The organism is Rubrivivax albus (assembly GCF_004016515.1).
Lineage (GTDB): Bacteria > Pseudomonadota > Gammaproteobacteria > Burkholderiales > Burkholderiaceae_C > Rubrivivax > Rubrivivax albus.
In genome coordinates this window covers 324,138-345,955 of record NZ_SACT01000004.1, presented here as the reverse complement: position 1 = coordinate 345,955, position 21,818 = coordinate 324,138, and the positions used below count along the sequence as shown (strand labels likewise).

Sequence of the window (21,818 nt, the reverse complement as noted above, 5' to 3'; positions counted from 1 at the left end):
TAAGCTCGGGCGCATTCCCACACTTGGAAAGGCCGTCCTGCCGCATGCCCGATCTCGATCCGCTGCTCTCGTCCCTCGTGGCCTGGGGCCCGCCGCTGGCCTCCGCCGCCGTCGCCGCCGTGCTGGCATCGCTGGTCTTCGCGCTCGGCGCGCGCCTGGTGGGCCGCGCCACGGCCGGGCTGCCGGCGGCTGCCGCAGTGGCGCGCGCCATCCGCGCGCCGGCACGGCTGCTGCTGCCGCTGCTGGCGGTGGTGGTGGTCTGGCATGGCACGGCGGACGACCTCGCCGGCCGCACCATGGTGCTGCGGCTGACCACGATGGCCTGGATCGCCGCGCTGACCTGGTTGCTGGTGCGTGCCGTGGGCGGCTATGGGCAGGCGGTGATCGACGCCCACCCCGTGTCGGTGGCCGACAACCTGCAGGCGCGCCGGGTGCACACACAGACCCGCGTGCTGGTGCGCACCGTGGGCAGCGTGCTGTGGCTGGCGGGCGTGGCGCTGATGCTGATGACCATCCCCGGCGTGCGCCAGGTCGGCGCCAGCCTGCTGGCCTCGGCCGGCGTCATCGGCCTGATCGCCGGTTTCGCGGCGCGGCCGGTGCTGGGCAACATGATCGCCGGGCTGCAGATCGGCCTGACGCAGCCGATCCGCATCGACGACGTGGTCATCGTCGAGGGCGAGTGGGGCGTCATCGAGGAGATCGGCTCGGCCTACGTGGTGGTGCGCATCTGGGACGACCGGCGGCTGGTGGTGCCGCTGCAGTACTGGGTGGAGAAGCCGTTCCAGAACTGGACGCGCAAGAGCGCACAGCTCACCGGCTCGGTGACGCTGTGGGTGGACTACCGCATGCCGCTGGCGCCGCTGCGCGAGCATCTGCGCCTGGCCTGCGAGGCCTGCGAACACTGGGACGGCCGGCTGGCCCTGCTGCAGGTGGTGGAGGCCGGCGAGCGCGCGATGCAGGTGCGCGCGCTGGTCACGGCCGCCGACGCCGGCAAGGCCTGGGACCTGCGCTGCCACGTGCGCGAATGGCTGGTGGACTACGTGCAGCGCGAGTTTCCGGCCTACCTGCCGCGGCTGCGGGTCGACACGGAAGCCGACGGCGCCGAAGCGAAACCGGCGGTCAAACCACCCCGTGACACTTCTTGAACTTCTTGCCGCTGCCGCAGAAGCAGGGATCGTTGCGCCCCGGCAGGGCGTCGACACGCCGCGGCGCGGTGCGGGGTGCATTCTCGACCCACCACAGACGCAGGTCCTGCGCGGCGTAGCAGGCGTCGTCGACGAGTTGCTCGCGCGACGGCGGTTCCTTGTAGTGCTCGGCGGTCCAGGCGGCCAGACCTTCATCGTCCAGCAGCAGTGCGCCCAGCGGGCCGAGCATGGCCTCGACCGTCTCCGGGTCCGCAGCAGCGGGCCAACCGAACTGCGGGTCCTCGGCCACGCCGACGAAACCGCGCGCCCAGTCGATGCCCAGCGGGATGTCGGCCTCGTCGTCCGGGGCCAGCAGCAGCGGCGAGAGCTGCAGCCGGTCCGGGTCCTCCCACAGCAGGTCGGGGTCGAGCTGCGAGCGCAGCGCGCGCCAGCGGGCGTCCAGCGCCGCCGTCGCCTGCGCCACGTCCTGCGGGTCGCCGAAGGCGCGCTCCCAGTTGTCGCCCACCAGCGCCGTCATCACGTTGCCCGGCCCTTCGGGCACGGACGGGCCGCACAGCAGCGCGGCAAAGGCGCCGTCCAGCCACTCGGCGTTGATGGCCGGCTCGAAGCCCGACAGACGGTCGGCCACCGTCTGCAGCGCGTCGAGCTCAGTCTCGGTGCTGTCGCGGCGCAGCTTCATCGGCGGATCTTCGGCGGGTTGGGGTGCAGGCGGGCCATGGTGTGACTGTCGACGAAGACGCCGTCGCGCAAGGCATAAGCCTTGTGCGTGCCCTCGACCTCGAAGCCGAAGCGGCGGTACAGCGCGATGGCACGCACGTTGTCGGTGTAGACGCCGAGCTCGATCCGCAGGATGTGTGCCCAGCGGTCGGCGTAATCGCACAGCGCCTGCATCAGCGCCGTGCCCACGCCCTGCCCCTGCGCGTCTGGCCGCACCGAGATCCCGATCATCGCCACGTGGCGGCGGCGCACGTGTGCGCCCACCGGGTGCAGGCCGGCGCTGCCGACGAGGTCGCCGTCGCGCTCGGCCACCAGCGACAGTTCGGCGCCGCCGTTGTCGCAGCCCTCCAGGCGCTGGCGCCACTGTGCTTCGCTGGGGAACGGCAGCTGCATCAGGCCGCCGTAGACCTGCGGGTCGGCCATCAGTGCCACGAAAGCCGGCGCGTCGTCCGGCGTCGCGCGCCGCAGCGTCACTGCCGGCCGACCGCGTTTCACAACCGTTCGCCCACCCAGCCGGCCACCGAGGCCAGCGCCTGGGGCAGCGCCGCCGCATCGGTGCCGCCGGCCATCGCCATGTCGGGCTTGCCGCCGCCCTTGCCGCCCACCTGCTGGGCAACGAAGTTCACCAGCTCACCGGCCTTGACCTTGCCGGTCTGGTCGGCCGTGACACCGGCGGCCAGCTGCACCTTGCTACCGTCCACCGCGGCGAGCACAATGGCGGCGGACTTCAGCTTGTTCTTCAGCTGGTCCATGGTCGCGCGCAGGGCCTTGGCGTCGGCACCTTCCAGGCGTGCGGCGAGCACCTTCAGCCCCTTGACGTCCACCGCCTGCGCCAGCAGCTCGTCGCCCTGGGCCGACGCCAGCCTGCTCTTCAGCGCCGCGACTTCCTTCTCCAGCGCACGCAACTGCTCCATCACCGCGGTCACGCGGCCCGGCACCTCGGCCGGCGCCGCCTTCAGCAGCGCCGCCACCTGGCCCAGGTGCTTCTCGGTCTCGCCGATGTAGGCCAGCGCGTTGTCGCCGGTCACGGCCTCCACGCGCCGGATGCCCGCGGCCACGCCGCTTTCGGCGACGATCTTGAACAGGCCGATGTCGCCGGTGCGCGCCACGTGCGTGCCGCCGCACAACTCGCGACTGCTGCCGATGTCGAGCACGCGCACCTCGTCGCCGTACTTCTCGCCGAAGAGCATCATCGCGCCGCTCTTCTGCGCCTCGTCGATGGGCATGACGCGGGCCTGCGTGGCCACGTTGGCCAGGATCTCGGCGTTGACGAGGGCCTCGATCTGCGCAACTTCGGCGTCCGTCACCGGTGCGTTGTGCGCGAAATCGAAGCGCGTGCGCTCGGCATTCACCAGTGAGCCCTTCTGCTGCACATGGCCACCCAGCACCTCGCGCAGCGCCTTGTGCATCAGGTGGGTGACGCTGTGGTTGCGCATGGTCTTCGCACGCTGCACCGCGTCGACCCGGGCGACGAAGACGTCACCCAGCTCCACCGTGCCCTCGACGATGCGGCCCTGGTGGCCATGCACCGCGGCCTGGATCTTGACCGTGTCCTCCACCACCACGCGCGAGCGCGTGTTGCGCAGTTCGCCCACGTCGCCGACCTGGCCGCCGCTCTCGGCATAGAACGGCGTGTGGTCGAGCACGATGACCACGTCGGTGCCCGGCTCGGCCTTCGTGACCGGCGTCCCGTCCACGTACAGCGCCGTGACCTTGCTGTGCTCGCACACCAGGTGCTCGTAGCCGTGGAAGGCGGTGTCGTCGCCACTGTAGCTCAGGCCGGCGGCCATCTTGAACTTGGCCGAGGCACGCGCCTGCTCGCGCTGGCGGTTCATCGCCGCCTGGAAGCCGGCGTCGTCCACCTTCACGCCGCGCTCGCGGCAGACGTCGGCCGTCAGGTCCAGCGGGAAGCCGAAGGTGTCGTGCAGCTTGAAGGCGGTCTCGCCGTCGATGACGGTGGCGCCCTTGGCCAGCGCCGCTTCCAGGATCTCCATGCCATGGGCGATGGTCTGGAAGAAGCGCTCCTCCTCGACCTTCAGCACCTCGGTCACGCGCACGGCGTCGCGGCGCAGTTCGGGGTAGGCGTCGCCCATCTCGGCGGCCAGCGGGGCCACCAGGGTGTGGAAGAAGGGCTTGCGCGCGCCGAGCTTGTAGCCGTGGCGGATGGCGCGGCGGGCGATGCGTCGCAGCACGTAGCCGCGGCCCTCGTTGCCCGGGATCACGCCGTCGGTGACGGTGAAGGCGCAGGCGCGGATGTGGTCGGCGATGACCTTCAGGCTGGGCGTCTGCAGGTCGATCTTCGGGTCGCCGCCGGAGGTCGCCACGGCGTCGCGCGTGGCCGCCAGCAGGTTGGCGAAGAGGTCGATCTGGTAGTTGCTGTGCACGTGCTGCAGCACCGCCGCCAGACGCTCCAGGCCCATGCCGGTGTCCACGCTGGGCTTGGGCAGCCGGTGCATGGTGCCGTCTTCGGTGCGGTTGAACTGCATGAAGACGTTGTTCCAGATCTCGATGTAGCGGTCGCCGTCCTCGTCCGGGCTGCCCGGCGGGCCGCCGGCCACGTCGGGGCCGTGGTCGTAGAAGATCTCGCTGCACGGGCCGCAGGGCCCGGTGTCGCCCATCATCCAGAAGTTGTCGGACATGTAGCGGCCGCCCTTGTTGTCGCCGATGCGCACGATGCGCTCGGCGGGCAAGCCGATGACCTTGTGCCAGATGTCGTAGGCCTCGTCGTCCTCGGCATAGACCGTGGCCCAGAGCTTCTCCGGCGGCAGCTTGAAGTGCTCGGTCAGCAGTTCCCAGGCGTACTTGATGGCGTCGTGCTTGAAGTAGTCGCCGAAGCTGAAGTTGCCCAGCATCTCGAAGAAGGTGTGGTGGCGCGCCGTGTAGCCCACGTTCTCGAGGTCGTTGTGCTTGCCGCCGGCGCGGATGCACTTCTGGCTGGTGGCCGCGCGCGTGTAAGGGCGCTTGTCGAAGCCCAGGAACACGTCCTTGAACTGGTTCATGCCGGCGTTGGTGAACAGCAGCGTCGGGTCGTCGCCCGGCACCACCGGCGAGCTGGCCACGACCTGGTGGCCCTTCGACGCAAAGAAGTTCAGGAAGGTCGAGCGGATATCGGCGGCTTTCATGATGCGAATTCTAGGGTTTGCGCGTGGTTCAGAATGGGAGGCAGGAGGTTCCGTCGATGGCAGACAACACCCGTTCAATCGGCTTCATCGCCGCCCTGGTCATCGCCGCCGGCCTGGCCGCCGGCGGCTGGGGCGTGGGCCAGGGGCTGGAGCGCTTCCGCGCCGCCGACCGCTCGGTCACCGTCAAGGGCCTGGCGGAGAAGGACGTCGAGGCCGACTACGCCGTCTGGCCGCTGGGCTTCCGGCGCGCCGGCACCGATTTCGGCGCCGTGCAGCGCCAACTGGCCGAGGACCGCGACCGCGTCGTCGCCTTCCTGAAGGCCCAGGGCTTTGGCGACGCCGAAATCGAGGTGCGTCCACTGCAGGTGCAGGACCTGTGGGCGCGCGAGTACGGCGGCAACAACCAGCCGCTGCGCTTCCAGGGCACGGGGCAGGTGCTGGTGCAGTCGGCCAAGCCCACGGCGGTGGAGGCCGCCGCGCTGGCGGTGGACCCGCTGATCCAGGCCGGCGTGCAGCTCTCGGGCGGCAACGACGGCCCGGCCGGGCCGAGGTACCAGCTGCGCGGCTTCAACGAGGTCAAGGCGCCGCTGCTGGCCGAGGCCACGCGCAACGCGCGCGAGCAGGCCGACAAGTTCGCCGCCGAGGCCGGCGCGCAGCTGGGCAAGCTGCGCGCGGCCAACCAGGGCGTGATCCAGATCGGCAGCGCCAGCGGCGAGGGCTACGACGACGGCAGCGCGCGCGTCAAGCGCCTGCGCGTCGTCAGCACCTTCACCTACGCGCTAGAGTGACCCGAACACTGCAAGGAGACCCGCGATGGACATGTCCACCTCCCCCCTGGCCACGCTGAACGACCCCACGCTGCTGAAGACCGACGCGCTGATCGGCGGCGAATGGGTGGCCGGCAGCGCGCGCTTCGACGTGCACGACCCTGCCACCGGCCTGAAGCTGGCCGACGTGGCGTTGCTGGGTGCGGCCGACACCGAGGCCGCCATCGCCGCCGCCGACCGCGCCTGGCCGCTGTGGCGCGCCAAGACCGCCAAGGAGCGCGCCGCGGTGATGATGAAGTGGTTCGGCCTGCTGCACCAGCACGCCGACGACCTGGCGCGCATCATGACCGCCGAGCAGGGCAAGCCGCTGGCGGAGGCCAGGGGCGAGGTGACGTACGGCGCCAGCTTCATCGAGTGGTTCGCGGAAGAAGCCCGCCGCATCTACGGCGAGACCATCCCGACCACCGACAACAACAAGCGCTACCTGGTGCTCAAGCAGCCCGTCGGCGTCTGCGCGGCGATCACGCCCTGGAACTTCCCCATCGCGATGATCACGCGCAAGGTCGCGCCGGCGCTGGCGGCCGGCTGCCCGGTGGTCATCAAGCCGGCCGAGGCCACGCCGCTGTCAGCCCTGGCAGTGGCCGAGCTGGCCCAGCGCGCCGGCATGCCGGCCGGCGTGCTCAACGTGGTCACGTCCAACGCCGACGGCAGCATTGCCGTGGGCAAGGTGCTGTGCGCCAGCGACACGGTGCGCCACCTGTCGTTCACCGGCAGCACCGAGGTCGGCCGCATCCTGGCCGCGCAGTGCGCGCCGACGATCAAGAAGCTGAGCCTCGAACTGGGCGGCAACGCGCCCTTCATCGTCTTCGACGACGCCGACCTGGACAGCGCCGTCGAGGGCGCGATGATCTCCAAGTACCGCAACGCCGGCCAGACCTGCGTCTGCGCCAACCGCTTCTACGTGCAGGCCGGGGTCTACGACGCCTTCGTCGAGAAGCTGGCGGCCAAGGCGCAGGGCATCCAGGTCGGCAACGGCTTCGAGCCCGGCGTGAACCAGGGCCCGCTGATCGACGCCCAGGCCATCGCCAAGGTGGAGGCCCACGTGGCCGACGCGCTGGGCAAAGGCGCGAAGGTCGTGGTCGGTGGCACCCGGCAGGGCGAGCGCTTCTACACGCCCACCGTGCTCTCCGGCGTGACCGGCGACATGCTCTGCGCCCGCGAGGAGACCTTCGGCCCGGTGGCCCCGGTGTTCCGCTTCGAAACCGAGGCGGAGGCCATCGCGCTGGCCAACGCCACCGAGTTCGGCCTGGCCAGCTACTTCTACAGCCGCGACGTGGGCCGCATCTTCCGCGTCGGCGAGGCGCTGGAGTACGGCATGGTGGGCATCAACACCGGCCTGATCAGCACCGCAGAGGTGCCCTTCGGCGGCGTCAAGCACAGCGGCCTGGGCCGCGAAGGCGCGCGCCAGGGCATCGACGACTATGTCGAGCTGAAGTACCTCTGCCTGGGGGACATCCTGAAATAGGCGGCCACCGCCCAACCTGCGGCCGGCGGCGTCAGTCGTCGTTGGCCGCCGCCGTGGAGCCGCGCTCGATGCGGTTGGCGAAGCCTTCCCGGCCCACGGTGGCCACCGACGCCGCCTGGCTGGTGGCCCGGCGCAGCAGCGCGTCGGCATCCCGGCCGTGCTCCGGATACGCCGCCAGGCCCAGGGCCACGGCCACGGCGCGGTCGCTGCCGGCCACGTTGTAGGGCTGGCGCACCTGCTGGGCCAGCTTGGCGGCCACGTGCGGCGCGTCGTCGGGCGCGTCGATCCAGGCCAGCAGCACGGCAAAGCTGTCGCTGCCCAGCGAGGCCACCACGTCGCTGGCGCGCAGGCCGGCGCGAATGCGCACCGCCACCTTGCGCCGCAGCACGTTGGCCGCTTCGGCGCCGAGTGCCGCCTCGGTGCCCGCCAGGCCCTCGATGCGCAGCACGATCAGCGCCATCGGTGCCGGCTCGCGTTCCCGCAGCGCCAGCAGGTGGGTCATGTGCTCCAGCAGCTGCGCGTGGTTGGGCAGGCCGGTGGCGAGGTCGGTGGCGTAGGCCTTGCGCGCGGCCTGGTCCAGCCGCTTGCGTTCGACGGCCAGCCGCAGCCGCCGCGCCAGCGACTCGTTGCGCAGCGTGGCGCCGTTGAGCACGTCCTGCGCCCCGCGCTGCAGCAGCTTGAGCGCCGGGCCGACGGCCGGCTCCGGCGCGGCCACGACCAGCGCCGATTCCAGCACGGCCTGCGACAGCGCCGGCCAGCGCAGCAGGCGCTCCAGCGCATCGGCGTCGGGCGAGCGCACCAGGATGGCGTCGGGCGGGGACTGCCTCAGCACGTCCAGCGCCTGGTCGAGCGAGGACACGTCTTCGCAGGTGAACGGCCCCCAGGGGGACAGGCCGAGGTCGGGCGAGGGGCCGCCGATGCAGAGGATGCGCAGGGGTTCGGGCATGGAACCGCCATGTTGCCGCGCAGCAACCTCGGGTGTAAGCGCAGAACTACGGAGACAGCGTGCCGCCGACGTGACAGGTTAGGGAGTGCGGGGAGGGTTTGCCCGAAGCCCGGCCGGCAGGGCCAGGGAGGCTGGAGCGGGTGAAGGGAATCGAACCCTCGTATGAAGCTTGGGAAGCTGCCGTTCTACCATTGAACTACACCCGCAGCGGGTTGGATTGTGCCAGACGCGACCGGCCGACGCGCGCCGGCCAGCCCGGCCGCACGGGGCAATGGCGCTACGATCGCGCCCCCATGCCCGACAGCTCGCCGCCCCCGCCCGCCCCCACGGCCGACATTGGCACCCCGCCGCGCCGCCCGGTGCGCAGCTTCGTGCTGCGCGGTGGCCGCATGGGCACCGGCCAGCAGCGTGCGCTGGCCGAACTCGGCCCGCGCTTCGTGCTCCCCTACCAGCCGTCGCCGCTGGCGCTGCCGCAGGTCTTCGGCCGCCAGGCGCCCTGCATCCTGGAGATCGGCTTCGGCATGGGAGATGCCACGGCGCAGGTGGCTGCCGCGATGCCCGGGCACGACTTCATCGGCGTCGAGGTGCACGAGGCCGGCGTGGGCGCCCTGCTCAAGCGCATCGGCGAAGGCGGGCTCGCCAACCTGCGCATCGTGCAGCACGATGCGGTGGAGGTGCTGCGCGACATGGTCGTGCCCGGCACCTTGGCCGGCGTGCACCTGTGGTTCCCCGATCCCTGGCACAAGAAGCGGCACCACAAGCGGCGCATCGTGCAGCCGGCCTTCGTGGCCCTGGTGGCCAGCCGCCTGGCACCGGGTGGCTACCTGCACTGCGCCACCGACTGGCAGCCCTACGCCGAGCAGATGCTGGAGGTGCTGGCAGCCGAACCGGCGTTGCGCAACACCGCCGAAGGCTACGCGCCCAAGCCGGCCTGGCGGCCACAGACCAAGTTCGAGACCCGGGGCCTGAAGCTCGGCCACGGGGTGTGGGACCTGCTGTTCCAGCGACCGCCAGCCGACGCCGCCTGACCGGTCATCGGGGCGTCAGTCAGGGCGCCCAGTTGACGGTGCCGGTCCAGGCCGTGACCAGGACGATGGTGCCGAACACGATGCGGTACCAGGCGAAAGGCACGAAGTCGTGCGTGCTGACGAAGCGGATCAGCCAGCGGATGCACCACAGCGCGCTGAAGAAGGCCACGACGGTGCCGACGGCGAAGATCGGCAGGTCCTCGGCCGACAGCAGCGCCCGGTCCTTCCAGACCGAATAGACGCCGGCGCCGATCAGCGTGGGGATGGCCAGGTAGAAGCTGAACTCGGCCGCCGCCTTGCGCGACAGGCCCAGCACCAGGCCGCCCATGATCGTGGCGCCCGACCGGCTGGTGCCCGGGATCAGCGCCAGACACTGCAGCAAGCCCACCTTCAGCGCATCGGCCGCGCTCATGTCGTCCACCGTCTCCACGCGGGCCTGACGCGCCCCTTCGAGGTCGCGTGCGCCGTAGAGCCGCTTGTGCCGCGCCTCGATCCACAGGATCAGCAGGCCGCCGACGATCAGCGCCACGGCCACCGGCACGGCGGAGAACAGGTGCTGCTTGATGATGCTGCCGAAGGCCAGCCCGAACACCACCGCCGGCAGGAAGGCGATCAGCACGTTGCGCACGAAGCGCCGGGCCAGCGGGTCGGGCGTGCCGCCGAAGCCGACACCCCGCAGCGTCCAGGCCAGGCGTGCCCGGTATTCCCACAGCACGGCCACCATGGCGCCGGTCTGGATGGCGATCTCGAAGACCCCGGCCCGCGGCCCACCGAAGCCGATCAGCGCGCCGGTCAGGATCAGGTGCCCGGTGGAGGAGATGGGCAGGAACTCGGTCAGGCCCTCGACCAGGCCCATGACGGCGGCCTTCAGCAACAGCAGCGGGTCCACGCAGCAAGCCCTTCCCTTGATGCAAAGCGCGGGATGATAGGTGCCGGGGCAGGTGGTTTCGGGTGCAGGCGGTGGCGGGGTGCGCCCTGGCGTGCACATTGACCGCCACCTCGCCTGCGCGTACATTACTGACCCATTGGTCAGTAAAACAATGTCTCTCGATCCCCGTCCCCGCCAGCGGCGCAAGGAGACGCGTCCGCAGGAACTGCTGGACGCGGCGCTCGAACTCTTCGTCGAGAAGGGCTTTGCCGCCACGCGCTCGGAAGAAGTCGCGCGCCGCGCCGGCGTGTCCAAGGGCACGCTGTACCTGTACTACCCGAGCAAGGAAGAGCTGTTCAAGGCCGTCGTGCGGCAGAAGCTCAGCCAGCTGATCGCCGAGGGGCAGGACATGGTGGGCAGCTTCGGGGGGTCCACGTCGGACCTGTTGCGCCAGCTGATGCACATCTGGTGGGAGCGCTTCGGCAACACACCGGCCGCGGGCATCCACAAGGTGGTCATCGCCGAGGTGCGCAACTTCCCGGAACTGGCCCAGTTCTATGCCGACGAAGTCATCACCCCGGCCGACCGGCTGTTCTCCAGCACCGTGGAGCGTGGCATCGCCCGTGGCGAGTTCCGCGCCCTGCCAGTGCACGACGTCGCCACCGCACTGATGGCGCCGATGATCTTCCTCGCCCTGCACCGGCATTCCTTCGGCGCCTGCCCGGTGCACGGCGTGGAGATGGACCCGATGGCAGTGCTGAACACCCAGCTCGACCTGGTGCTGCGCGGGCTGGAGACGCGGGCATGAGCGCGCGCAGACGCGGCTGGCTGATCGCCGGCGCCGTGCTGGCGGTCGTGGCGGCCGCGGTGGCGTGGCGCGCCACCCGGGCACCGGCCGCGGCCAGCGCACCGCCACCGGCATCACAGGTGGCCGAAGCCACCGTGCGGCTGGCCGCCAGCGACCTCACCCGCGCGACGATGCAGCCGCTCGCGCGCACGGTGGCCGTCAGCGGCAGCGTGCAGGCGCTGCGCACGGCCATGGTCAAGGCCCGCATCGCGGCCGAACTGCGGCAGCTCGACGTGCGCGAAGGCGACACGGTGCGCGCCGGTCAGGTCATCGGCCGGCTGGATGACACCGAGGCTGCCTGGCGGCTGCGCCAGGCCGAGGACCAGGCCGCCAGCGCCCAGGCGCAGCTGACCATCGCCGAGCGCACGCTGGCCAACAACCGCGTGCTGGTGACGCAGGGTTTCATCTCCACCAACGCGCTGCAGACCTCGGAGTCCAACGTGGCCGCGGCCCGGGCCACGCTGGCCGCCGCACAGGCCGCCGCAGAGCTGGCCCGCAAGTCGGTGCGCGACGCCGTGCTCACCGCCCCCATCGGCGGCCAGGTGGCGCAGCGGCTGGCCCAGCCTGGCGAACGGGTCGGCGTGGACGCGCGCATCGTCGAGATCGTCGACCTGTCGGCGCTGGAACTGGCCGCGCCGCTGGCACCGGCCGACGTGGCGCCGCTGTCCGTCGGCCTGCCGGCCACGCTGACCGTCGAAGGCCTCGCGGCGCCGGTGGCCGGCCGCATCGCGCGCATCGCACCGTCCACGCAGGCCGGCACGCGGGCGGTGATGGTCTACGTGGCGCTGGACGGTGCGCCAGGCCTGCGCCACGGCCTGTTCGCCCAGGGCAGCGTGGAAGTGGCGCGTGCCCCGGCCCGCGTGGTACCGCTGACGGCCATGCGCACCGATGGCGCACGGCCGGCAGTGCTGGTGGTGGCCGACGGCCGCGTCAAGCGTGTGGACGTGACACCGGGCGAACGTGGCCTGGCCCCCTTCGGCGGCACACTGGAACCGGCCGTGGCCGTGGGCGATGCCCTGCCGGAAGGCGCCGTGGTGCTGCGCGGCAGCGTCGGCCTGCTGGCCGACGGCACGCCGGTCACGCTGCCCTGACCGGCCCGGCGGCCCCCCTTCGCCATGTGGTTCACCCGTGTCTCCATCGGCAACCCGGTGCTGGCCACGATGGTCATGCTCGCGTTCGTGGTGCTGGGCGTGTTCAGCTACCAGCGCCTGGCGGTGGACCAGTTCCCCGACATCGACTTCCCCACCGTCGTGATCACGGTGGACTACCCCGGGGCGAGCCCCGAGATCGTGGAGTCCGAGGTCACGAAGAAGGTCGAGGAGGCGGTCAACACCGTCGCCGGCATCGACACCATCTTCTCGCGCTCCTACGAGGGCAGCTCGGTCACGGTGGTGCAGTTCAACCTCGACATCGACGGCAAGAGTGCCGCCGAGGACGTGCGCGAGAAGCTGGCCCTGCTGCGCCCGGCGCTGGACGACGACGTCGAGGATCCACGCGTCTCCCGTTTCGACCCGGCCAGCACGCCGATCTTCGACGTGGCCGTGATCTCGCCCGACGGCAGCCGCAGCGCGCAGGAGCTGACCACCTGGGCGCAGCAGGTGCTGGCCAAGCGCCTGCAGAACGTGCGCGGCGTGGGCGCGGTGTCGGTCATCGGCGGCCTCGAGCGGCGCATCCAGGTGCAGCTGCTGCCGGGGGCGATGCAGGCCCACGGCGTGTCGGTGGACCAGGTGCGCGCCGCGCTGCGCAGCGAGAACCAGGAACTGCCGCTGGGCAACCTGCGCGACGCCGAGCGCGAGCGCGTGGTGCAGATCGACGCGCGCCTGAAACGGCCGGAGGACTTCGCCGGCATCGTCGTCGCGCGGCGTGGCGATGTCGTCGTCACGCTCGGCCAGGTGGCCACCGTCGTCGACGGCCCGCAGGAGGTGGAAAGCCTGGCGCTCTACAACGGCCAGCGCACGGTGCTGCTGTCGGTGCAGAAGAGCCAGGGCGAGAACACCGTGGCCACGGTGGACGGGCTCAAGCGCGCGCTGGCCGAGGCAGCCTCGGTCACGCCCGCGGGCATGGCCACGGAGATCAACCGCGACGGCTCCCGGCCCATCCGCGTGGGCGTGGCCAACGTGCGCCAGACGCTGATCGAAGGGGCGCTGCTGACGGTGCTCATCGTCTTCCTGTTCCTGAACTCGTGGCGCAGCACCGTGATCACCGGGCTGACGCTGCCGATCGCGCTCATCGGCACCTTCGGCGTCATGCATGCCTTCGGCTTCTCGATCAACAACATCACGCTGATGGCCATGAGCCTGTGCGTGGGCCTGCTGATCGACGACGCCATCGTGGTGCGCGAGAACATCGTGCGCCACGTGCAGATGGGCAAGGACGCCTACACCGCGGCCATGGACGGCACGCAGGAGATCGGCCTGGCGGTGCTGGCCACCACGCTGTCCATCGTCGCCGTGTTCCTGCCCATCGGCTTCATGGGCGGCATCGTCGGCAAGTTCTTCCACGAGTTCGGCATCACCATCGCCGCGGCGGTGCTGATCTCGATGTTCGTCAGCTTCACGCTCGACCCCATGCTTTCCAGCGTCTGGCCCGACCCCGAGGCCGGGCATGCGCATGCCGGGCAGAACCTCTACAACCGGACCATCGGGCGCGTGACTGGCGCGTTCGAGCGCTTCACCGACGGCCTGGGCGAGGTCTACCAGCGCGTGCTGGCCTGGTCGCTGCGCCACCCGCTGGCCACGGTGGCGGTGGCCGCCGGCACCTTCTTCGGCAGCCTGGCGCTGATCCCTGTGCTGGGCGCGGAGTTCGTGCCCAAGGCCGACTTCTCCGAGACCCAGGTCAACTTCGAGACGCCGGTGGGCACGTCGCTGGCCGTCACCGAGGCCCGGGCGAAGCAGATCGACGCCGCGCTACGCGAACTTCCCGAGGTGCGCTACACCGTGGCCAGCGTCAACAGCGGCTTCGCGCGCGGGCGCAACCGCGGCAGCGTCTACGTGCGCCTGACCGACCGCCACGAGCGCACACGCAGCGTCGACCAGCTGGTGGTGCCGATGCGCGAGCGTCTGGCGCAGATCCCCGGCATCACCATCACCAACATCGGTGTGCCCGACCTCGGCGGCGGCAAGACGCTGCAGTGGTCGGTGCAGGGTCCGGACCTGGGTGAGCTGGAACGCCTGGCGCGCCAGATCGACCCACAGCTGGCCAGGATCCCCGGCCTGGTGGACCTGAAGAGCACGCTGGAGCCCGACAAGCCGGTGACCGCGGTGCGCCTCGACCGCCGAGCCGCGGCCGACCTGGGGCTCAACGTCAACGCCGTGGCCGGCGCGCTGCGCCCGCTGCTGGCCGGCCAGGCGGTGGGCAACTGGCGGGCGCCCGACGGCGAGAGCTACGATGTCTGGCTGCAGCTGGCCCCCGACGCCCGCCAGCGTGGCGATGACCTTGCCGGCCTGCCGCTGCTGCTGGCCCCCGGTGCCGACGGCAGCCCGCGCACCGTGCGCCTGGGCCAGGTGGCACAGGTGGTGGACAGCACCGGGCTCACGCAGATCAACCGCCGCGACCTCAACCGCGAGATCAACTACGACGCCAACACCCTGGGCCGCAGCACCGGCGACGTGTCGGCCGACATCCGCCGCGTGCTCGACGGCGTGGCCTTCCCGCCCGGCTACCGCTACAGCTTCGGCGGCAGCACGAAGAACATGACCGAGTCCTTCACCTACGCCGTCGGCGCGCTGGCCCTGGCGGTGGTGTTCATCTACATGATCCTGGCCAGCCAGTTCCGCAGCTTCCTGCAGCCACTGGCGCTGATGAGCTCGCTGCCGCTGACCCTGGTGGGCGTGGTGGCCATGCTGATGGCCTTCGGGTCGTCGCTGAACATGTTCAGCATCATCGGCATCGTGATGCTGATGGGGCTGGTGACCAAGAACGCCATCCTGCTCGTGGACTTTGCCATCCGCTCGCGGGCCGAGGGCATGGACCGGAACGCCGCGCTGCTGCATGCGGCCAAGGTGCGGCTGCGGCCGATCCTGATGACCACGCTGGCCATGGTCTTCGGCATGGTGCCGCTGGCCTTCGCCGTCAGCGAGGGCTCGGAGCAGCGCGCGCCCATGGGCCAGGCCGTGATCGGCGGCGTCATCACCTCGTCGCTGCTGACCCTGGTGGTGGTGCCGGTGGTCTACGGCTGGCTGGACGATCTGGCCGCCTGGGCCCGGCGCGGCTTCAAGCGCAGCGTCAGCGGGGCTGCCTAGAATCGGGTTTTCACGTACACTCATACCCCCATAGGTATCAAGATGGACATCGAACGCGCCCGCTTCAACATGATCGAGCAGCAGATCCGCCCCTGGGAGGTGCTGGATCCGGCGGTGCTCGAACTGCTGGCCGTCGTCCGGCGCGAGGACTTCGTGCCCGCCGCCTACCGTGCCATGGCCTTCGTCGACACCCAGGTGCCGCTGGGCGACGTGGCCGCTGGTCAGTGCATGCTGGAGCCGCGCCTGGAGGCCCGGCTGCTGCAGGAACTGCAGGTGCAGCGCCACGAGAAGGTGCTCGAGATCGGCGCCGGCAGCGGCTTCATGGCCGCCCTGCTGGGCCACCGGGCGCAGCGCGTGGTGACGCTGGAGTGCGTGCCCGCACTGGCGGCCATGGCGCGTGCCAACCTGCAGCGCGCCGGCGTGGCCAATGTCACCGTGCGCGAGGTCAGCGCCGCCGAGGGCGCCAAGGGCCTGCCGGCCGAGGCGCCCTTCGACGCCATCCTGCTGTCGGGTTCGGTGGCCGAAGTGCCGCGCGGCCTGCTCGAGCAGCTCAAGGTCGGTGGCCGGCTGATGGCCATCGTCGGCGACGAACCCATCATGCGCGCCCGCCTGTTCACCCGCACCAGCGAGGCCGCCTGGTCGTCGGTGGACGTGTTCGACACCGCAGCGCCGCGCCTGCTGGGCTTCGAGACCGGCTCGCGCTTCACGTTCTGACCAACGGCGCCGCCCGACGATGATGCTGCCGCAGCTCAGCCCGCCCGATCTGGCCGCACGTGCCGCCGCCGAGGGCTTCGTGCTGCTGGACGTCCGCGAGCCGTGGGAGGTGCAGACCGCGCGCATCGAGATCCCCGGCGCCAGCGCCGTGCACATCCCGATGCACCTGATCCCGCTGCGCCTGGCGGAACTGCCGCGCACGCAGCCCGTCGCCTGTATCTGCCATCACGGCGCCCGCAGCGCGCAGGTCGTCGCATTCCTGCTGCGCCAGGGCTTCGACGACGTGTACAACCTCGCCGGCGGCATCGACGCTTGGTCGACCCACGTCGATCCCGGCGTGCCGCGCTACTGAGAACACCAAGCCAAGGACCCCCCATGCGATCCAAGCGTCTGACCCTGCTGGCCACGGCCGCCGTGCTCGCCCTCGGCGCCGCCCCCGCGGCCTTTGCCCAGGACCTGCGCGCCCTCTACGAAGCCGCCCGGGCCTACGACGCCACCTTCCTGGCCGCGCACGCGCAGGCGCGCTCGGCGGAGTTCCGCGCCGCCCAGGCCGACGCGCTGACCCGCCCCAGCGCCGCGCTCAGCGCCGGTGCCAACGCCGGCTACGTGAATGCCGACGGCCGCCCCGGCGGCGACAGCAACACGCTCAACGCCACGCTGCAGGGCCGCTACCCGCTGTTCAACCGCAGCAACGCCGCCAGCATCGCCCAGGCGCAGCAGGCGCTGCGGCTGTCGGCCGCCGAGCTGGCCGCGGCCGAGCAGGACCTGATCGTGCGCGTGGCCCAGGCCTACTTCGACGTGCTGGCGGCCCAGGACACGCTGGCCACCGTGCGTGCCGCCAAGGCGGCCACCGCCGAGCAGCTGGCGTCGGCCAAGCGCGCCTTCGAGGTCGGCACCGCCACCATCACCGACACGCGCGAGGCACAGTCCCGCTTCGACCTCGACGTGGCACGCGAGATCGCCGCCGACAACGACCTGCGCGCCAAGCGCATCGCGCTGGACCAGCTGGTGGGCCGCTCGAACGTCGAGCCCAAGCCGCTGGCCCTGCCGGCCACGCTGCCGCCGGTGCTGCCGGCCGACCCGGAAGCCTGGGTCGGCACGGCCGACGCCCAGCATCCGACCATCCAGCGCGCACAGGCGGCGCTGGAGATCGCGCGCCTGGAGATCGACCGTGCCAAGGCCGCCGAAGGCCCGACGCTGGACGCCGTGGCCAGCGTGGGTGCGGCCAAGTACATGGGCCGCTACCCGCAGGGCACGCCCGGGTCGCCCACCACCACCGCCAGCATCGGCCTGCAGTTCAACCTGCCGCTGTACACCGGCGGCGCCACCGGCAACCGCATCTCCGAGACCCTGGCCCTGGAAGAGAAGGCGCGCAATGACCTCGACGCCGCCCGCCGCGGCGTGGCCCAGGGCACGCGCGTGTCGTACTTCGGCGTGCAGTCCGGGACCGCCCAGGTCAAGGCGCTGGAAGCGGCGGAGTCTTCGGCCAAGCTGGCGCTGGAGGCCACGCAGCTGGGCTACAAGGTGGGCGTGCGCGTCAACCTCGACGTGCTCAACGCCCAGAGCCAGCTGTTCCAGACCCAGAGCAGCCTGGCGAGCGCGCGCTACAACGTGCTGGTGGGCAACCTGCGCCTGCGCCAGGCCGCCGGCCAGTTAAGCGTGGGCGACATCGACGCCGTCAACGCCCTGCTGGCGAAGTGAATGCCGCCGTGGCCGACTGGTAACCGGCCAGCAGCGCCGGCCAGTCGTCCTCGGCCCAGTGCCAGCGGGCGACCTTGCCGATGCGGCCCGCCTCCTTGCGCAGCGAGCGCCGCAGGCGTTCCAGGTTGGCCGCCTGCCAGGGGCCGGGCGCGCGCACGGCGCCGCGGTCGAAGTCGATGATCCACACGCGGTCGTCGGCCGGCGTCGCCGCGTCGGGGGCGTGCATCAGGTTGTGGCAGTTCAGGTCGGCGTGGTCGACGCCGTGGGCGTGCAGGACACCGATTGCCGCGCCCACGGCCCGCCACTCTGCCTCGGCGAGCGGCCGCTGTTGCAGCGTCACGCTCAGGTCCTGCGCTCCGTCCAGCCGCTGCACCAGGATGTCGGCCCGGTAGTGCAGCGGCCCGGCCGGCTGCCAGCGCGCCGCCGCCGGCCGCGGCACCGGCAGGCCCCAGCCGAGCATGCGCTGCAGCAGCGCGAACTCGGCCATCGCGCGCGAGTGCGCACGTGGTTCGCGCAGGAAGCGGTCGTGGATCAGCCGCCCCACCAGCCCGCCGCGGCGGTAGTGGCGCAGCAGCAGCACGTGGTCGCCGGTGCGCTGCCACCAGACGGTGCCGCGGCCGCTGCCGTGGCCGGCGGGCGTGCCGGTGGCGGGGTCGAACGGCGCCTGCGCCGGCGTCGGCAGTAACCCGGGGTCGACCCAGATGCACTCGTCTGCACTCGCCAGCCGCCGCGGCCGGCGGTCCAGCAGGTCCAGCAGCGGCGCCACGGTGCGGGCGGTGGCGCCGCCCGACTGTGCGTACAGCGCGCGACCGCGTTCGCCGACGGCGCGCGCGGCGTCGAGATCGCGCTGCCAGGCCAGCACGGCGGCGGCCAAGTCTGCGGGATCTTGCACGGTCTTGACCGCGTCCGCCTGCGCCAGCGCGTCGAAGGCGTCGCCGAAGTTGAAACGTGCCGGTCCGGCCAGCAGCGGCACGCCGAACTGCATCGCCTCCAGCGGGTTGTGGCCGCCCACGGGCACCAGCGTGCCGCCCATGAAGACCGCGTTCGACAACGCCATCCACGCGGTCAGCTCGCCCATGGCATCGGCCAGCAGCACGGCGGTCTGCGGCGCCACCGGCTGCGCTGCGCTGCGCCGCTGCCAGCCCAGGCCGGAGGCCTCCAGCAGAGCCGCCACTGCGTCGAAGCGCTGCGGGTGGCGCGGCACCAGCACCAGCAGCAGGTCCGGTGCCTCGGCCCGCAGTCGCCGCGCTGCCTCGAGGATCACGGTCTCCTCGCCATCGTGCGTGCTCGCGGCCACCCACAGCGGCCGGCCGCCGGTCCAGGCGATGAACTGGTCCACCAGCGCCGTGTGCGAGGACGGCAACGCGGTGTCGACCTTCAGGTTGCCGGTGACGCGCACCCGCGCCGGCGCGGCGCCCAAGGCATCGAAGCGCCCGCGCGCCGCCTCGTCCTGCACCAGCAGCAGGTCCAGTGCCGACAGCAGCGGCCGCGTCAGGGGGCCGAAACGGGCGTAGCGCCGTGCCGAACCGGCCGACAGCCGCCCGTTGGCCAGCACCACGGCCGTGCCGCGCGCCTGCGCCAGCGTCAGCAGGTTGGGCCAGAGCTCGGTCTCCATCACCACCAGCAGACGGGGGTCGGCCGCGTCCAGGAAACGGCGCACGGCCCCGGGCGTGTCGAAAGGCAGGTAGGCGTGGTGCACCGTTGCACCGCAGGCCTCGACGATGCGTGCCGACGCGGTGGGCGAGGTGCAGGTGAATACCACCGGCAGTTCCGGCCGCGCCGCGTGCAGGGCGTTCAGCAGCGGCAGGGCCGCCTGCACCTCGCCCATCGACGCGGCGTGGATCAGCACGCCGCCGCGGGCACCGGCCGGCACCGGTGCGCGGCCGCAGCGCTCCGGCCAGCGTTCGCGGTAGGCCGGCACGCGCCGGCCCAGCCACCACAGCACCGGCCACGCCACCCCGCGCAGCAGGTGCATCAGCGCCGAGTACAGGCGCAGCGCCATCGGTGCGTCAGCGCCAGTGCTCGGCAACCCAGGCCGTGGGCAGCACGCGGCGGTACCACTTGCCGCTGACGCCGGCGATGGCATCGGGCGGGTTGGGCTTGCCGTGGAAGGCGATCACGCGCGCGCCAGCGGGGATGCGCGGCGGCAGGAACCACTGCAGCGGCCCCTTGCGCACGCAGTGGCGCTTGAAGCTGCGGCACCAGGCGTCGGGCCAATAGCCCAGCCTGCCCTGGCGGGCCAGCGTCTGCGTCACGTACTCCTGCTCGTTGCGCACCTCGCGCAGCACGGCGTCCTTGTGGGCCGCCAGGTGTGTGATCAGGTCGGCATGGGCGCCGATGGTGTAGCGGTAGACCGAGGTGTTGCCGGTGTCGTCACGCTTGTCCCATTCCTTGATCACCAGAAACTCGCCCGGGTGGTCGAAGAAGGGGCCGAGGTCGTCGACGATGACCACGTCCAGGTCGATGAACAGCGTCGGCCCGCTGAGGTCGTACAGCGGCGCGGCGAAGCTCGTCACCTTCAGCCAGCCGTGGCCCTTGGTCCAGGGCAGGCGCTGGTCGAAGTCGGCAAAGCCCACGCGTGGCAGGTCGAAGACCTCCACCGCCGGGTCGATGCCGGCCGCGTCGTCGGTCAGGCAGACGAAGCGGTGCGGCCGGTTCAGGTGCCGCGCCACCATCGAGCGCAGGCGGTTGACGTAGTCGGCCCCGTACTTCGTGCCCCACTTGACGCACAGGACGTTGACCGGTGCGGCCGTCGCTGCAGACATGGTCGTCAATGCGCCGCCGCGGCGACCTCGGCGTCGGGCTTGACGCCGCGCAGCGCCGCCATCATGGCCGTCTCGATGCGCTTGAGCGCCGCCTTGGTGTGGCCCTCGAAGCGCAGCACCAGCACCGGCGTGGTGTTGGACGCGCGGATCAGGCCGAAGCCGTCGGGCCAGTCCACGCGCACGCCGTCGATGGTGTTCACCTGCGCGCCGGCAAAGGCCAGCCGTCCGTCGGCCACGCGCGCCTGCAGTTCGGCCACCGCCGCATGGTGCTCGCCCTCGGTGCAGTGCACGTTGAGCTCGGGCGTGTTGTGGCTGGTCGGCAGCGCGTCGAGCACCTTGCTCGGGTTCTTCGCCCGCGACAGGATCTCCAGCATGCGCGCGGCGGTGTAGGTGGCGTCGTCGAAGCCGTACCAGCGCTCGCCGAAGAAGATGTGACCGCTCATCTCGCCGGCGATCGGCGCGCCGATCTCTTTCATCTTCGCCTTGATCAGCGAGTGCCCGGTCTTCCACATCAGCGCCTTGCCGCCGGCGGCCTCGATGGCCGGGGCCAGGCGCTGGCTGCACTTGACGTCGAAGATCACGGCGCCGCCCGGGTTGCGGCTCAGCACGTCCTGCGCCAGCAGCATCAGCTGGCGGTCGGGGTGGATGATGCGGCCGTCCTTGGTGACCACGCCCAGCCGGTCACCGTCGCCGTCGAAGGCCAGGCCCAGTTCGGCGTCGCTGCCCTTCACCACAGCGATGAGCTCGGCCAGGTTCTCAGGCTTGCTGGGGTCGGGGTGGTGGTTGGGGAAGTCGCCGTCGACCTCGCTGTAGAGCTCGGTCACGGTGCAGCCCAGGGTACGCAGGATCGCCGGCGCCGACGCACCGGGGATGCCGTTGCCGGAATCCACCACGATCTTCATCGGCCGCGCCAGGGTGGCATCGTTGACGATGCGTGCGCTGTACTCCGGCACGATGTCCATCTTCGCGCTGCGGCCGGCGCCCTTGACGTAGTCGCCGGTCTCGATGCGGCGGCGCAGGGCCTGGATCTCGTCGCCGTAGATGGCGCGCCCGGCCAGCACCATCTTGAAGCCGTTGTAGTCCTTCGGGTTGTGGCTGCCGGTGACCTGGATCGCGCTGCGGCAGCCGTGGGCGCCGCGCGTGGCGGCCACGTAGTAGGTCATCGGCGTGGTCACCGCACCCAGGTCCACCACGTCCAGGCCGGTGGACTTCAGGCCGCGGATCAGCGCCTTGACCAGGCCCGGGCCGGAAAGCCGGCCGTCGCGGCCGACGGCCACCGCCTTCTCGCCCTCGGCCACGGCCTGGCTGCCGAAGGCCCGGCCCAGGTGCAGCGCGAAGCGCTCGTCGATGGTCTGGCCGACGATGCCGCGGATGTCGTAGGCCTTGAAGACGGAGGCGTGGACTTTCATGCTTGGAGGAGGCTGGCGTGAGA

18 protein-coding genes and 1 tRNA gene are annotated in these 21,818 nt (G+C 71.5%); 10 read left to right on the top strand and 9 right to left on the bottom strand.

Features of this window, described 5'->3' with window-relative positions; genetic code table 11:
* Positions 1-44: 44 nt before the first annotated feature.
* On the top strand, positions 45-1,145 hold the full coding sequence (locus tag ENE75_RS14690) for a mechanosensitive ion channel family protein (RefSeq protein ID WP_128199057.1): 1,101 nt from the start codon (positions 45-47) through the stop codon (positions 1,143-1,145).
* Here ENE75_RS14690 and ENE75_RS25380 read toward each other — a convergent pair.
* The 3 genes from ENE75_RS25380 to alaS are packed head-to-tail and all read right to left on the bottom strand — an operon-like array spanning position 1,120 to position 4,984.
* Positions 1,120-1,824, bottom strand: a complete 705-nt coding sequence (locus ENE75_RS25380) for a UPF0149 family protein (RefSeq protein WP_233259090.1) — start codon at positions 1,822-1,824, stop codon at positions 1,120-1,122. The two genes, ENE75_RS14690 and ENE75_RS25380, sit on opposite strands and share 26 nt — an antisense overlap.
* A complete protein-coding gene (locus ENE75_RS14680) occupies positions 1,821-2,336 on the bottom strand; it encodes a GNAT family N-acetyltransferase (RefSeq protein ID WP_128199164.1) in 516 nt (171 codons plus the stop codon). The genes ENE75_RS25380 and ENE75_RS14680 overlap by 4 nt, the downstream gene beginning before the upstream one ends.
* A 17-nt stretch (positions 2,337-2,353) precedes the next feature.
* A complete protein-coding gene (gene alaS, locus ENE75_RS14675; protein WP_128199056.1) occupies positions 2,354-4,984 on the bottom strand; it encodes an alanine--tRNA ligase in 2,631 nt (876 codons plus the stop codon).
* A 56-nt stretch (positions 4,985-5,040) separates the two neighbouring features.
* Here alaS and ENE75_RS14670 point away from each other — a divergent pair, with 56 nt between their 5' ends.
* Both ENE75_RS14670 and ENE75_RS14665 read left to right on the top strand, forming a co-directional pair.
* Positions 5,041-5,772 (top strand): SIMPL domain-containing protein, encoded by a 732-nt coding sequence (locus ENE75_RS14670; protein ID WP_128199055.1) that lies wholly within the window; start codon positions 5,041-5,043, stop codon positions 5,770-5,772.
* A gap of 25 nt (positions 5,773-5,797) precedes the next feature.
* Positions 5,798-7,276, top strand: coding sequence for an NAD-dependent succinate-semialdehyde dehydrogenase (locus ENE75_RS14665; protein ID WP_128199054.1), 1,479 nt, complete (start codon positions 5,798-5,800; stop codon positions 7,274-7,276).
* A 31-nt stretch (positions 7,277-7,307) separates the two neighbouring features.
* Here ENE75_RS14665 and ENE75_RS14660 read toward each other — a convergent pair whose 3' ends face one another.
* Both ENE75_RS14660 and ENE75_RS14655 read right to left on the bottom strand, forming a co-directional pair.
* Positions 7,308-8,222: a GGDEF domain-containing protein gene (locus tag ENE75_RS14660; protein WP_128199053.1), complete on the bottom strand. Its 915-nt coding sequence runs from the start codon at positions 8,220-8,222 to the stop codon at positions 7,308-7,310.
* A 132-nt stretch (positions 8,223-8,354) separates the two neighbouring features.
* Positions 8,355-8,428, bottom strand: a tRNA-Gly gene (locus ENE75_RS14655).
* Between the two features lie 87 nt (positions 8,429-8,515).
* Here ENE75_RS14655 and trmB point away from each other — a divergent pair.
* Positions 8,516-9,250, top strand: coding sequence for a tRNA (guanosine(46)-N7)-methyltransferase TrmB (gene trmB / locus ENE75_RS14650; protein ID WP_128199052.1), 735 nt, complete (start codon positions 8,516-8,518; stop codon positions 9,248-9,250).
* Between the two features lie 19 nt (positions 9,251-9,269).
* On the opposite strand, the gene ENE75_RS14645 is transcribed toward trmB, so the two are convergent.
* The gene (locus ENE75_RS14645; RefSeq protein ID WP_128199051.1) at positions 9,270-10,139 is read right to left on the bottom strand and encodes an undecaprenyl-diphosphate phosphatase; all 870 of its coding nucleotides are present in this window, start codon (positions 10,137-10,139) and stop codon (positions 9,270-9,272) included.
* Between the two features lie 151 nt (positions 10,140-10,290).
* On the opposite strand from ENE75_RS14645, the gene ENE75_RS14640 reads away from it, so the two are divergent.
* The 6 genes from ENE75_RS14640 to ENE75_RS14615 are packed head-to-tail and all read left to right on the top strand — an operon-like array spanning position 10,291 to position 17,621.
* Positions 10,291-10,926: a TetR/AcrR family transcriptional regulator gene (locus ENE75_RS14640; RefSeq protein ID WP_128199050.1), complete on the top strand. Its 636-nt coding sequence runs from the start codon at positions 10,291-10,293 to the stop codon at positions 10,924-10,926.
* On the top strand, positions 10,923-12,056 hold the full coding sequence (locus ENE75_RS14635; protein WP_128199049.1) for an efflux RND transporter periplasmic adaptor subunit: 1,134 nt from the start codon (positions 10,923-10,925) through the stop codon (positions 12,054-12,056). Before ENE75_RS14640 ends, ENE75_RS14635 begins: the two co-directional genes overlap by 4 nt.
* A gap of 24 nt (positions 12,057-12,080) precedes the next feature.
* Complete coding sequence (locus ENE75_RS14630; protein WP_128199048.1) at positions 12,081-15,206, top strand: efflux RND transporter permease subunit; 3,126 nt, start codon at positions 12,081-12,083, stop codon at positions 15,204-15,206.
* A 42-nt stretch (positions 15,207-15,248) separates the two neighbouring features.
* Positions 15,249-15,920, top strand: coding sequence for a protein-L-isoaspartate O-methyltransferase family protein (locus ENE75_RS14625; RefSeq protein WP_128199047.1), 672 nt, complete (start codon positions 15,249-15,251; stop codon positions 15,918-15,920).
* Between the two features lie 22 nt (positions 15,921-15,942).
* Positions 15,943-16,272: a rhodanese-like domain-containing protein gene (locus ENE75_RS14620; protein ID WP_128199163.1), complete on the top strand. Its 330-nt coding sequence runs from the start codon at positions 15,943-15,945 to the stop codon at positions 16,270-16,272.
* Positions 16,273-16,295: 23 nt separating this feature from the next.
* The gene (locus ENE75_RS14615) at positions 16,296-17,621 is read left to right on the top strand and encodes a TolC family outer membrane protein (RefSeq protein ID WP_128199046.1); all 1,326 of its coding nucleotides are present in this window, start codon (positions 16,296-16,298) and stop codon (positions 17,619-17,621) included.
* On the opposite strand, the gene waaA is transcribed toward ENE75_RS14615, so the two are convergent.
* From waaA to ENE75_RS14600, 3 genes are read right to left on the bottom strand one after another with little or no spacing between them, the layout of a single operon-like run.
* Complete coding sequence (gene waaA, locus ENE75_RS14610; RefSeq protein WP_158288959.1) at positions 17,599-19,623, bottom strand: lipid IV(A) 3-deoxy-D-manno-octulosonic acid transferase; 2,025 nt, start codon at positions 19,621-19,623, stop codon at positions 17,599-17,601. The two genes, ENE75_RS14615 and waaA, sit on opposite strands and share 23 nt — an antisense overlap.
* Before the next feature lie 7 nt (positions 19,624-19,630).
* Entirely contained in the window at positions 19,631-20,386 is a 756-nt protein-coding gene (locus tag ENE75_RS14605; RefSeq protein WP_128199044.1) for a glycosyltransferase, read from the bottom strand.
* A gap of 5 nt (positions 20,387-20,391) precedes the next feature.
* On the bottom strand, positions 20,392-21,795 hold the full coding sequence (locus tag ENE75_RS14600; RefSeq protein WP_128199043.1) for a phosphomannomutase/phosphoglucomutase: 1,404 nt from the start codon (positions 21,793-21,795) through the stop codon (positions 20,392-20,394).
* Between the last annotated feature and the right edge of the window lie 23 nt (positions 21,796-21,818).